Origin of the sequence: Devosia sp. (assembly GCF_017307565.1) — a bacterium.
Taxonomy (GTDB): Bacteria; Pseudomonadota; Alphaproteobacteria; order Rhizobiales; family Devosiaceae; genus Devosia.
Map to the genome: position 1 here is coordinate 1 of NZ_JAFKHD010000428.1, position 12403 is coordinate 12403.

The following is a 12403-nucleotide window of genomic DNA, read 5'->3' on the forward strand; positions in this document are numbered from 1 at the left end:
TATTGCTCGGAAAATTCGAGCTGGACACCCGAGGTAGAAAAACCACTGGCCATTCGAGGCCTTTTGCGGCGTGCACCGTCATGATCTGCACGCTGTTCAATTGGACGACTTCATCCAGCCCGCCCTCATCGGCATTGCTCGCCGCCCAGTTTCCCAAGAAGAGGCAGAGCGCCTTCAACTGAGCAGGCGTAACCCACTGGTGCACGGCCTCAAACTGGGTCAGCAACTTGCTGAAGGCCCCTAGGTTGAACATGACGTCGTTCGACCATTGAGCGGTCTGGCTGCCCAAGGCCCTCAACATTTCCTGGAAGATGTCCTGAGGGTAAATCCTTCTGGACAGTCTGGGGCCACGCAGCTCCTTGCTGAGCCGCCGCTTGTCCAATTCCTCGAGCTTGGCCGCAATCCAGTTGAGGAATGCTCCAGGCGACGCCGAGGGCATTTGATGGCCTTGAAGCCTCTCAATGGCTTCGCGCACGAACTCGCGCGTGTCCACTGTGGTGAGGAACTGGGTGCGACCATCGTCGTCGGGAATGCCGAAATCAGCCCGGGCGAGCAGGCAGAATGCGGCTTGCACCAGCCTTATCTCGTCGTTGTTGAACAGGCCGCGCGTGCCCGAAACGACTGCCGGAATGCCTTGAGCACGTAATTCCTGCGCGAACACGTTTCCTGCCGTCTTCACGCTGCGCAGCAGGATAGCCATGTCGGCATAATCGATGGCGCGGGATGTGCCATCCTTGGTTTCCACCATGACGCCGCGCAGCGCCTTGATCCTTGCAGCGACCCATTTGGCTTCAGCCTCTTCGCTATCGCACGTGGTAAGTTGAATGTCTCCGGGCTCTGCCATCCGTTCCACCACCCTGCCGGTGACCGGCTCACGACGGCGTGCGGTCATCTCCTTAAATAGGCGGAAGTGGACTTTGGAGATCGCCTGGTCGGCAACTTCGACGATCGCGTGGGTCGACCTGAAATTTTCGACCATGTTGACCCGGCGGACGCTCGGGTAGCGCTGCTCAAAAGTCAGGATGTTGCGGACGCTAGCACCGCGAAATCCGTACAGCGCCTGGTCGTCGTCTCCAACAGCGGTAACCGTCGCGCTGGTCCCCATCCCCGACAGAAGTTGGATAAGTTCTTCCTGGCGGTCGTCGACGTCCTGATACTCGTCGACGACGATGTGCATGAACTTGCGCTGCACGTCGGCGAGCTTTGTGGGGTCGCTGCGGAGCCGCGTGATCAGGGTTTCGATAATGCGATTGAAGTCCGCGAAGTAGTTCGGGCGCTCGTAGGCGAGCGTCTGGTACCGCCGCACGATGGCCGCCAGGAGTGGATCGCCCAACTGATCGGGCTCGATTCCCTGCTGGTGCATGACGTTGAGCGTCGTCGTGAAGCGCCTTACCGTCTCCCAGTATGTCTTTGTTCTCGTGGCAGTCCTCATGCGGTCAAGGCCAAGGCCCCGATCTGAATCCTCCCACCTAGTGAAATTGGTTGCGATCAGCGCGGCCTGGCGCACGTCGTCCATGATTTCCCAGTTACGGTACTCGGGGTACACCTCTTTGAGCAGCCTGAGGCTGAAAGAATGTATGGTCCCGACGTACATATCCCCCAGCGATGGGTCATCGGGGATTTCGAGCTCCAGATGACCGCGGATTCTTGCCTTCAGCTCAGAGGCGGCATGTTCGGTGAAAGTGAAAGCAACGATCGACTCCTTCGTCGCGCCTTCCTTTACGAGACGCGCGATGCGCCTCGAAACGGTTTCGGTCTTGCCGCTGCCGGCGCAGGCAACAATCAGCAGATTGCCACCCCTCCAGTCGATCGCCTCCTGCTGGGCCGTTGTCGGCTGAATCACGGACGGTTGCTCGCGTCACTAGAATTGAACCACTGTCCTTTATGGATAGCAAAAGATGTCGTCGTGCAAGCTGTGCGATGTCGGGAGGGCGAGTAAATGCCGCGCAGTGCAACTTGACGGTCGTGCCATCGGCGAGACTGGTGCTTCAGGATGTACTCTACGTTCGAAATATCCTGGAGGACGAGACCGGACATATCGAGTGGCGACTTAACTGGATTCTCGCGGTGGTGCTTCTGCGGACCATTGGGCACGTGCTGAACAACGTCGATGGTGAGGGAAGCCCTCAGGTAAGGAGGCTTGCCCGGGCGATGCATGCGCGATGGAAGAGTGGACATCCGGCAGACGCCATCTTCCGCGACTTCATCGAGCGCGAGCGGAACAGCATTCTGAAGGAGTATGCGTTCTCGATGTCGGAAGGTCCGGTGCCAATCGTTGCTCATCTGCAGGCCCAGGATGGATACGACAGCATCCGGCACTTCTTGATCGAGGAGAACATCTACCGACCGATAGAAGATGGGCCATACCAAGGCGAGGATGGTCGAACGGTTTTGGACGACGCCATCGAGTGGTGGAACCGGCAACTGGACGAGATTGATAGAGTTCTCATCGGTGACGAGGACGAGTTCCTCGACAAGGCCATGTGGCGCCCACACCTTGTTTGACCGATGCTCATGTTAGCTAGCCGAAATTTATGCCTTCTTGCGGATCAGGAGATCGTAGTAGAGCAGCGCCTTGATAAGGTGGTGGAGCGAGTGCATTTGACGAAAAAGCAGCAGGATCATTCGCATGAAATCGAGCAGATGCATGGTTTCGCCACGCTCTTGACGAATGCCCTCCTTCTCCGGGAAGTAGGTGATCTCTTGGGTCAAATCATCGTATTCGGTGAGATAGTGCGCGATGGCGTTGCGGACGCCCGTGTCGACTATGTCGGTGTCGATGGGGTACCAGCAGTCGTCCAGGTACTTAAATCTGTCGGACAGCGTTTTCTCCGCGAACTTGTCTAGCGAACTGAGGGCATTCCCATCCTTAGGCTTGAAGAAAGCGTCAGCATCGCCGCGTTTCTCCAGGTTGTTGATGGCGGCGACCAGAACCAGCTGTCTGCCAAACACCTCAGCGATGTCCTTGTACAAGTCCTTGTAGGATTTGAAGTCCGCCGTCGAGATTCTGGCCGGCACGCCGCGACCTTGGTCGTCGGTGACGTCGAGGAAGAAAGCGGCTCGCAGAGCGAGTTCCGCGCTGAAAATCTCGGGATAAAGTTCAAGACAATCTTTCTGTAGGTGCGTCAAGAACCCACTGTCCTCGAACCGCTGCATCATTGCATTGATCGCGGCTCTGTCTTTATCCGCAAGTCCCACGAGCACACGGAAGAAGTCATCCACATTTTGGCGAACCAGGTTCATGTCCACAAACGGCTCGAACACGGTAGAGACAAAGCGGTATAGTAGGGCGTTCAGGTCCTGACCCAGCAGCGAGGTTTGGGGTTTCTCTCCAAGGAAGCCCGCTGCTCGCGTGATGAAGAGCTGCTTGTTACGACCATGGTATAACCTGATGATTTGGTGGATCGCGCTGCTGGATTCCGCCAGTGCATCAAGTTGCGACACGCGTTGGCCGTGTCGCTGCAGAAGAGCTATCTTCTCTTCGGGCGTGCCCTTTTTGACCTTTCGGAATGCCACAATGAACGGCGTATTCCCAGGTACGTACTTGTCTGGCCAGACGGGAAAGTCCAGGTGCAAATCGACGAAGGGGTTTGTGTTGTCGAAGGCAGCTTTGGGCTGCCGGTCGTCAATCAACTTTGCTCCTTCGAAGGTGAAACCGTTCCCCAGTTCTAAGGTTACGTCGATCCGCGAGCCACAATGCGGGCAGGGAAAGCGCAGTGGTTGAACCTTTCGGTTTGACAAGCCGAAACGGACATCCGTGTCCTCGCCGCAGGTGGTGCATGTAAGTGTGTGGTTGATGTTCACGAAGCGCTCCTGGGGACTGCGTCAGCGCCAAACCTAAGCGCGGAACACAACGAATCGATTTCTGCATCGATCTCGGCGGGTGTGTGCGCAAACGAGTGGTCTATCGAAGTATCGAGCATCAATGCCTTCAACTTTACGGCACGATTTCCATGGCGTCGGATGCTATCGGCAATCTCTTGAGTATGGCGAAGAGAGTAAGGCCCTCACCCTCCAGCCGTTGTGCTGCCTCAGCCCGCCAAACTAAGTCGCCTTCGCCCGGGAATGTCCCTTTCAGATTTCGAAGCACAGCTATCGCGGCGCTGGCCCAAGTTCTAAAAGCGCTAAGTTCCCAGTATTTGACGTCGTCGAGTTGAGGATCTGCACCGGTCTTGGCCTTAACGGATGGGGTGACCAAAATTGGTCTGACATCCATTTTCGCGGCCGCAGGTACGTTCTTTTTTATCCACTTGGGGTGCGAGGAGGCCTGTCGCGCCTTCACGGCTCCGAAGATGGTTGATGAATGCCCATCTGCGTGATCCTCAAAGACGATTCCAAGCTCAGCCCCTAGCCACCACGGGTCGGGAGCCGCGTCGCTCTCATCGTTTCCGCACGTAAATCCAAGCAATGTTCCCAGCTCGACCTGAGCCTGTTCAAAGCCATCCGCAGTAGCTAACCCACTCAAGATCGACGCAGCGCGCTTCTCGAATTTCTGGTGTGTGGTAACGCCCAGCGCCAGGAACTGGCGCTCGAGGTTCTCGACCTGCTTCGCAGCTTCGACGTCCTCAACCGTTGCCTCCGGTACCGGAATATCCGAAAGGATCCTCGACAGCATGTTGAGCCAAGACACCGCTGGTGCGGCGGACTTTGCCTTAGCGAACTGCTCTCTCGCGGCATTTGCCTGGGCATCGTCCGTCGCTAGGGACAGCCTCTTAGCTGCAGAACCCGCCAGGTAGTGCCATAGGGCGCGGTACCCACGTAGGTCGCCGTGATTGAGCGTTGCCAGAACACTACGCGCAGCACCGAGCGCGCCGGCCCAGTCCTTGTTCCACATCGCCTCTTGATAGTTGACCTCATAGGCGACAGCTGCCGAGAGCTCGTCCATGGCCGGGTAGGGCTGCTGGGCCAAAGATGCAGTTGCGGTGCGTATGGTGGTGTCCGCGCTTGCCCAGCCGGCATCATTGAGTAGAAACATCTCGAAATTGTCGAGGATGTCGCTGGCGGAAACCAAGGTCGACTGATCGACACCGAAAGTGAGTTCCGCTTGCAACTCCGGCGTGAAGTACTTCCACTTTCGGTCGTCGGCAAAGAAGTCCACGAGTTCCGTGCCCGTTACGAAGACGGCCGATCTATCCTGAAGAGCCCTGGTACACCGACCGATGGCCTGAAGGACGCGAGTTTGAATCCGATCATTGTACAAGGCTCCGGCGCCCATCTTCGACATGATGAAGCGCTCTTGGGAGTTCATCGCCCGCGGAAGACCATCGACAGACAACAAGCGACATTCGTCGCCCGGAAAATCGATCCCGTCATATCGGTTGGCAAGGACGGCAACCGCCTTTTCCTTGCTAATGAACGGCGTCTTGTCTGCCTCGATGTCGTCAGCCGTGAAGACCTCATAGCCGGGTAAATCGGACTCGATCCTTCCGATGTGAGCGTTGGCCTGGGGAGTTGACGGAGTTAGGATCACTGCACGTCCAGCCCGCTTCTGCATGCTCGATCTGAGGTCCTCGGTCTCCTCGCCGGTCAGTGAAAGCGTCGGGAACACGAAGAAGCGCCGTCCAACCCCGGCGCTTTGGAAGCCGTCGGGTGCAGGAAGGCGATCAATCTTACGACGACCTGTGAGACGCTCGAGGTCGCCACCAGCGCCGAGCGTCGCCGACATAAAGATGCGTTGCTTGGCTCGGGCAAAGGCGGAATGGGTCGAGGTTGGAGGGATCAAAGGCCGGATGAGGATATCCCTAGCGCCAAGGTAGATCTGGCATGCATCGAGATGGCCACGCAGAAGGGACCACTTGAAATAGAGCGGGGATGGGTGCTGCGCGAATGCATCTATAATGGTTATCAACCCATTAGAGAGTTCATCCACTTGCGGAGATGGCAACTTTTCCACCCATGTCGCATCTGCTGAACCACCCCAATCCCCGGTCAGCCGAGAATGGTCCTGCGGGTCGATGTAGTCCTTTAAGAATTCGGCCAGTGCCGCATGCAGTGGCGTGTTGGCATCAATGACCATCGACCACATTCCGGCGATATAGTTTTCGGCAGCGTGGGCGTCGTCGATGACGATCAGATCGGGGTCTTCGAAGAATGGATGGGTGTTGAACAGACCTGAATACGTGGACACGGCAACCGAAGCGCCCGTCTTGTAAGCGGTTGTGTCGGCAGGCGGGAAACTGTCTTTAGGACCGGCCAGCGCCACCGCATCAATGCCATACTTCGTCCGAGCCTGCGCAACGGTTTGCGCAACCAGTTGCTTCGTCGGACACAAATAGACAGCGCGATTGCCAAATTTGGCGCGACGCCAGTCGGCGATCAGCAGCCCAACCAGGGTCTTTCCGCTGCCGGTTGGCAATTGAAGGGCGAGATCATCCGTTCCGATATGCTTGGAGGCATAGGACTCAAGGATTTCCTTCTGGTGCGGCATTACGTCTGGGAAGAAACGCTTGGTGAGCGTCTTGAAGTGGCTTGCAGGGTTATCGGCCAACGCTGGCGAGAACGAGCCCGTTTTAAATGCCATCTCATTCCTCCTACTTGATGTGCGCCGATTCTATTATGTCGACACCTACTTAGGGTCACCCGATACTAGAGGTTTCTGAATGGCGCAAATGGGATATCCCAAAGGCCGCCGTGCAGACGCCAAGAACTCAGTCAGAGGCCATTTCTAGGAAGGTGCCGTGGCCCAACCGGCCTATGAAACCGCTCGAAGCGGAAACGAGCGGTGCAGCAGATCGACGATCGCCCAATGATCAGGCGCCAAGATCTTTGCGCGGGCACAGCCGCCGCTGTTGACGGAAGTGATCGCTTCGCCCGCAACCTCCTGCTGAAGCTTGATTTCCTTCGATACCTGAGCTTTCTCTTCGGAGGCGATTTCGGGGGCAGAGTTGGGAAAGCGCAATATCACCGACGAGGAGATCGGCCTTATCAAAGCCATGCTGAAACGAGGTATGCGCAATGACGAGGCGCATTTCCATTTCAATAGGCAGGACCGGCTGATCAGCCCAGGGCGAATTGCGCAGATCAAGAGCGGAAAGTACGGGGGCGATGTCGCCATGGCCGACGAGACCGCTCTCGACCAATTCCTAGTAGAATCCCAACAGAGATCCGGTGCTCCCGCCAAGTCCGCCAGGCCGTTAGGGCCGGATTGGGGGGAAACGTTTGAAGCCGATGGTGGTGGAGGTTTTCGCGTCCGTGGCGGTGAGACCGACACGGTTGAATGCAAGCTGTCGTTCCGCATGAACCCTAATCGATTTGCCGAAGTGGTGAAGTCCATCGCCGGCATGGCCAACAACAAGGGCGGCATGATCCTTTTTGGGGTACGTGATGGCAGCCTGCTGGTCGAAGGGTTGGCCGACGATGAGTTCGAGAAGACGGATCCCGCTGCCATCAATCGAGCGCTTGCAAGTTCGCTTGATCCCGTACCTCACATCACGAAATCCGCTATCAGGATCGATGGAAGATACGTGGGCATCTTAACTGTCGAACCCCACGCCAACGCCCCTATCATCGCACTGAAGATGTTGGGACAGGACGTCAAGGAAGGCTGCATCTACTATCGCTATGTCGGGGAGACCCGGACTATCAAGCCGGGCGAGCTGAGGCATCTCATCGCCATGCGCGAGCAGCGCGCCGTCGCCGAATTCTCAAGACGTATGATGGGCGTAGCCACAGGTGCCCAGGCCACTCTGGATCTCGAAACGGGTGAGGTGAAGGGATCGGCAGGCGCCTTCGTAATAGACGAGACTTTATTGCCTCAGCTGCAGTTCATACGGGAAGGGGACTTCAGCGAGGTCCGTGGGGCGCCGGCCCTGCGACTGGTCGGCGATGTTCAGCCCATTGACAGGGAAGCCAGGGAGAAGGCGCGCATCATTCGCGACGCAGTGACGCCGGACGCGGTGGTCCGAAACTTCCTCAAGGGCGAGAAGGTGGTGGAGCCGTTGCACTACGTCCATGCGCAGGCGCATTTCCAGCGTAAATGGCTGCCGATCTGGTACTATGCGCGCAGCACCGGCAAATCGACGGACCACTTGGTCGAAGATCTGCGTTCTATGGTGGCAACCCACCCGTCGAGCCGCAATGCCGTAGTCCATAGGCTGCGTAAGACAGCGACGGCATACAAGAACCATCCGGGCAAGGCCGTTGGTCTTCTTGCCAAGATCATTGCTGGCGAGGAAGCCGCTGCCAGCACCCCGAGCGAGAGGGTAGCTTTGAGCAACGCCATCATGGGACTGCCGGATGGTTATGGGGCCGCGGAAGCGCTCAAGCCCCTCGTGCTCGACATGTTGGATAAAACAGGGGAGGGGTCGGCCGTGCGAAGCGCGATTTATCGCGCCGCGTGCAGGCTCGATGAGCTCATGTTTGGCTGAGCGGCCTCTTCCTCGATATCTGGCTGCTCATAGCTCGTCGACGGTGTTGACCTCGATTGTCATAGTTGGAAGAAGCGACTTTTCGCAGTTTTCAGCACCAAATTTGAGTGCCATCAAGGACTTACGTTTGCCGGCGACGTCACAATTGGAAAAACCGATTAGGGCGCAACAGATCTGCGGGCAGTGTCGGGCTGGTGATCTCGACGGGATTCGAACCCATGACCCCCGGATTAGGAATCCGGTGCTCTATCCTGCTGAGCTACGAGACCAGCCGGAATTGGACCTACCAGCCAAGCCCGCAACATGCAAGATGGACACCCCGAGGACCGTGCCGTGACTGAACCAACTCCCTTCATTTTCTATCCCGACCCCCGATTTTCCGAGGCAGCAACAAACCGGCCCGTCGATGACGCCCTCCGCGCCATCGGAGAGCATCTGCTCGCCGCCGCGGAAGGCGTACAGGCCTATGGCCTGGCCGCCGTCCACATCGGCATCGTGGCTCCGGTGGCCGTTGTCAGCCTCGGAGATCCCTCCCGCCGGGATTATCGCATTCTCTACAATCCGCGTGTTCTTTCCACCGGTGGCCCCGAAGCGCCTGGCCCTGAAGGCTCCGTTTCCATGCCGGGAATCGAAGTTGACGTCCTCCGCGCCGCCAACGCCCGGATCGGCTTTGACGATGCAGCGGGGCAGGGGCGGGAACTCGCCCTTTCCGGCTTTGCCGCCCGCGTCGCGCAGCACGAGATCGATCAGGTCAACGGCGTCTTCTTTCTCATGCGGATTTCGCGCCTGAAGCGCGAAGCGGCCATCCGGCGTTTTGCCAAGCTCGGCCGGCGCTAAGCGGCAAAACCGATCGCAAAGGTTGATCCCCGCCTGTCGCTCCGCTAAACGGAGCGCCTATTCGAAAGGAATTCTTTATGCGCGCGGAAATCGAAAAGACCGTCGCCGAAATCGAGCAGGTTTTGACCCTGCTGAGGAGGCATCTTTGACTGGGATACAGCACAACTCCGTCTCGACGCGCTGAACGCGCAAACTGAATCGCCCGATTTCTGGAATGATCCGGAAAAGGCCCGCGTCACCATGCGCGAGCGCGACGAACTCGATGTGGCGGTGAAAACCGTCCGCTCGATGGAAACCGGCATTTCCGACAATGTCGAACTGATCGAACTCGGCGAAGCCGAGGGCGACGCCGACATCGTGCGCGATGCCGAAGGCGCGCTGATCGAACTCAAGCACACTGCTCGCCGCACGCAGATCGAAACCCTGCTGTCCGGCGAAGTCGACTCCAACGATTGCTATGTGGAAATCCACTCCGGCGCCGGCGGCACCGAGAGCCAGGACTGGGCCAACATGCTCCTGCGCATGTACACCCGCTGGGCCGAACGCCGGAAGATGAAGGTCGAAGTGCTGGAAATGCACGACGGCGAAGAAGCCGGCATCAAGTCCGCGACCGTTCTGATCAAGGGCCACAATGCCTATGGCTGGCTCAAGACCGAGAGCGGCGTGCATCGTCTCGTGCGCATCAGCCCCTATGACTCGGCCGCCCGTCGGCACACCAGCTTCTCGAGCTGCTGGGTCTATCCGGTGGTCGATGATTCCATCGAGATCGAGATCCGAGAAGCCGACCTCAAGGTCGACACCTATCGCTCCTCGGGCGCTGGCGGTCAGCACGTGAACACCACGGACTCCGCCATCCGCATCACCCACGTGCCCTCGGGCATCATCGTGGCGTGTCAGCAGGAACGCAGCCAGCACAAGAACCGCGCCACGGCCATGGCCATGCTGAAGTCCCGTCTTTACGAGATGGAACTGCAGAAGCGCGAGGAAGCGGCGAACGCTCAGGCGGCCAATAAGACCGACATCGGTTGGGGCCACCAGATCCGTTCCTACGTGCTGCAGCCGTACCAGATGGTGAAGGACCTGCGCACCGGCGTCGAAAGCGGCCAGCCCTCCGTGGTGCTGGACGGCGATCTCGACGAATTCATGGAAGCCGCCCTCGCACAGCGCGTCGGCGTGGCAACGGACGTGGCGAGCGAGGCCTAGGCCCCGCTCATTGCTGATTTGACCCGAGGGTTCCTAACCGGCCCTCGGCGTCACTTTAGCGAAAACTTACCCGATCACCGCACCCAACCGCTTCCCCGCATCGAGGAAAGCCTTGGGATTGATCGCCTCATCCGCCTTGCGGATTTCAAAGTGCAGATGCGGCCCCGTGGAGCGCCCGGTCGAACCAACCTTGGCGATCGGCGTGCCCGTGTTCACAACCTGGCCCTCGCGCGTGAGATAGCCGCTGAGGTGGGCATAGCGCGTAAGCAGCCCGCTCTCATGCGTCACTTCCACCACCATGCCATAGCCTGACCGCGTCCCGACATAGGTGACGACCCCGGCAGCCGCGCTCAGCACCGTCGTGCCCGAAGGCGCAGCAAAGTCCATGCCCGAGTGAAAGGCGCGCGATCCGGTGAACGGGTCCTTGCGATTGCCGAAATTGGAACTCTGGCGGAAATTGCCCGAGATCGGCATGTGTACTGGTGCCGCATCGAGACTGTCGCGGGCCGCCTTGTAGCGGAGCAGCGCCGACATCACCGCATTGGCATCGTCGAGCATCGGCGAGCCATTGAGCTCGTCCGTCGCTGGCAGCAGCGGGCCGCCCATGCCTTCGAGGTCAGTCGCGGGCATAGCGACGGGAATGCCCAGCTGGCGCATTTCGGCCGAAATTTCGTCGGTGCGCGTGGTCGCGACGCTGGCAATGCCATGCATCGCCATCTGCGTTTCACCCATCATCCGCTCGATGCTGAGGGCCGTCGCGTCGACCTCGGCATTGCCGGTCAAGCTGGCGAGAGCCACCGAACTGGCCGGCGTCGTCGGCGCAATATCGGCCGCGGCAATGCCGAGGGAATCGGCCTTGTCGACCAGCGCCTTCACCAGCTGATGCTGTTCGAACAGCACTTCCTGCTGCTGCGAGAGTTCCTGGAGCTGCAGGTTGATGTCGCCGGCCTGGGCAAAACTGCGCGAATGCAACCGATCGATTTCGACCCGCATCTGCGCAATGCGATCCTCATAGGCGCCGATGACTTCCTCGGTACGGCCATTGAGAAGGCGGGCAATATCAGGCGAGAGGTAGAGCGCGGTACCGGCAAAAACATTGCCGCCGAAGAGCAGGGCGAACATGCCGTAGAAAATGGCCGGATGTATGCCACGCACCGGCGATTTTTCCTGCCGAATCCGCTTCCCGAACCCCGCTTTCATGGCCACGATGCGCCCTCACGCTGCCTGCTACTATGGTAAGCAGACTATGAGCGCCTATGGTTAAGAAAACCAAAAGCATCAGCCATTTCAGGCGGCAGCAATGACCTCGTCGAGCGCAGCCAGCATCTTGGCGGCATGCCCCTTGATGCGAGTGGCGCGAATGATCCGCTCCACGCGACCGTCCTCGCCGATGATGAAGCTGGTGCGGATCAGCCCCATGAATTCCCGGCCATAGAGCTTCTTGAGCTGCCAGAGGCCGAACCCTTCAATGGCGAGGTGGTCCGGGTCAGCAGCCAGCGGCACCTTCAGCCCATACTTGGCGCGGAACTTCTGATGGCTGGCAATATCATCGGGCGAAACGCCCACCAGCACCGCGCCGCGCGCCGCAAAGTCGGGCGACAGGTCGGAAAACTCGATGTTCTCGTCGGTGCATCCGCCAGAATCGTCTTCGGGGTAGAAGTAGATGACCACGCGCTTGCCACGCTGGGCCGACAGGGTAAAGCTGCTCCCGTCGTCGCGCGTCAGCGTGAAGTCTGGTGCTGGATCACCCTGATTTAAATGCGTCATGCTCGGCTCGCTTCTCTTGCAAAATCAATAGAGGGTGTCGGCGCCACAATCCAGCCGGTATCATTGGGCATTGCAGCGCCGCGGGCGATTGATTCTGTGAGGAAAAGGCACTGATTTAGGTGGGTATACATTCTGTTCTGGGCAGGCTGCATGGTGCGCCGACCGGTCCGGGGATTCCACATAGACTGGACCTACCTTGATCTGGATAGATGTGCGCGAGTTACAATTCC

10 protein-coding genes and 1 tRNA gene are annotated in these 12403 nt (G+C 58.7%); 4 read left to right on the forward strand and 7 right to left on the reverse strand.

Annotation, left to right across the window (positions count from 1 at the left end; translation table 11 throughout):
* Positions 1 to 1843 (reverse strand): ATP-dependent helicase (locus J0I64_RS18275; RefSeq protein ID WP_291410871.1); only part of this gene is annotated, 1843 nt, incomplete at its 3' end.
* Between the two features lie 140 nt (positions 1844 to 1983).
* Between J0I64_RS18275 and J0I64_RS18280 the strand changes: the two genes are divergently transcribed.
* Positions 1984 to 2505 (forward strand): hypothetical protein, encoded by a 522-nt coding sequence (locus J0I64_RS18280; protein ID WP_291410873.1) that lies wholly within the window; start codon positions 1984 to 1986, stop codon positions 2503 to 2505.
* Between the two features lie 27 nt (positions 2506 to 2532).
* Here J0I64_RS18280 and J0I64_RS18285 read toward each other — a convergent pair whose 3' ends face one another.
* The 3 genes from J0I64_RS18285 to J0I64_RS18295 all read right to left on the reverse strand — a co-directional run bounded on the left by J0I64_RS18285 (position 2533) and on the right by J0I64_RS18295 (position 6898).
* Positions 2533 to 3804, reverse strand: a complete 1272-nt coding sequence (locus J0I64_RS18285) for a hypothetical protein (protein WP_291410875.1) — start codon at positions 3802 to 3804, stop codon at positions 2533 to 2535.
* 133 nt (positions 3805 to 3937) lie between these two features.
* Positions 3938 to 6520 carry a DEAD/DEAH box helicase gene (locus J0I64_RS18290; RefSeq protein WP_291410877.1) on the reverse strand — a complete coding sequence of 861 codons (2583 nt, stop codon included), beginning with the start codon at positions 6518 to 6520 and terminating at the stop codon, positions 3938 to 3940.
* A gap of 171 nt (positions 6521 to 6691) precedes the next feature.
* Complete coding sequence (locus J0I64_RS18295) at positions 6692 to 6898, reverse strand: hypothetical protein (RefSeq protein WP_291410878.1); 207 nt, start codon at positions 6896 to 6898, stop codon at positions 6692 to 6694.
* Between J0I64_RS18295 and J0I64_RS18300 the strand changes: the two genes are divergently transcribed.
* The gene (locus J0I64_RS18300; RefSeq protein WP_291410880.1) at positions 6885 to 8366 is read left to right on the forward strand and encodes a helix-turn-helix domain-containing protein; all 1482 of its coding nucleotides are present in this window, start codon (positions 6885 to 6887) and stop codon (positions 8364 to 8366) included. The two genes, J0I64_RS18295 and J0I64_RS18300, sit on opposite strands and share 14 nt — an antisense overlap.
* Before the next feature lie 192 nt (positions 8367 to 8558).
* Here the strand turns inward: J0I64_RS18300 and J0I64_RS18305 are convergent.
* Positions 8559 to 8635, reverse strand: a tRNA-Arg gene (locus J0I64_RS18305).
* A gap of 64 nt (positions 8636 to 8699) precedes the next feature.
* Between J0I64_RS18305 and J0I64_RS18310 the strand changes: the two genes are divergently transcribed.
* Together J0I64_RS18310 and prfB are read left to right on the forward strand one after the other, a co-directional pair.
* A complete protein-coding gene (locus tag J0I64_RS18310) occupies positions 8700 to 9203 on the forward strand; it encodes a peptide deformylase (protein WP_291410883.1) in 504 nt (167 codons plus the stop codon).
* Between the two features lie 77 nt (positions 9204 to 9280).
* Positions 9281 to 10406 (forward strand): peptide chain release factor 2 gene (gene prfB, locus J0I64_RS18315; RefSeq protein WP_291410885.1). Its coding sequence is split into 2 segments (ribosomal slippage): positions 9281 to 9349 and positions 9351 to 10406, totalling 1125 coding nucleotides; the frame shifts between segments, so codons are not numbered across the junction.
* A 66-nt stretch (positions 10407 to 10472) separates the two neighbouring features.
* Here prfB and J0I64_RS18320 read toward each other — a convergent pair.
* Positions 10473 to 11561, reverse strand: a complete 1089-nt coding sequence (locus tag J0I64_RS18320) for a M23 family metallopeptidase (protein WP_291410887.1) — start codon at positions 11559 to 11561, stop codon at positions 10473 to 10475.
* Between the two features lie 132 nt (positions 11562 to 11693).
* Positions 11694 to 12173: a peroxiredoxin gene (locus J0I64_RS18325; protein WP_291410890.1), complete on the reverse strand. Its 480-nt coding sequence runs from the start codon at positions 12171 to 12173 to the stop codon at positions 11694 to 11696.
* Positions 12174 to 12403 lie beyond the last annotated feature (230 nt).

Excerpts from the sequence above, each read along its gene's own strand:
- J0I64_RS18325 (WP_291410890.1), bottom strand. The coding sequence starts at position 12,173 with ATGACGCATTTAAATCAGGGTGATCCAGCACCAGACTTCACGCTGACG.
- J0I64_RS18290 (WP_291410877.1), bottom strand. The coding sequence starts at position 6,520 with ATGGCATTTAAAACGGGCTCGTTCTCGCCAGCGTTGGCCGATAACCCT.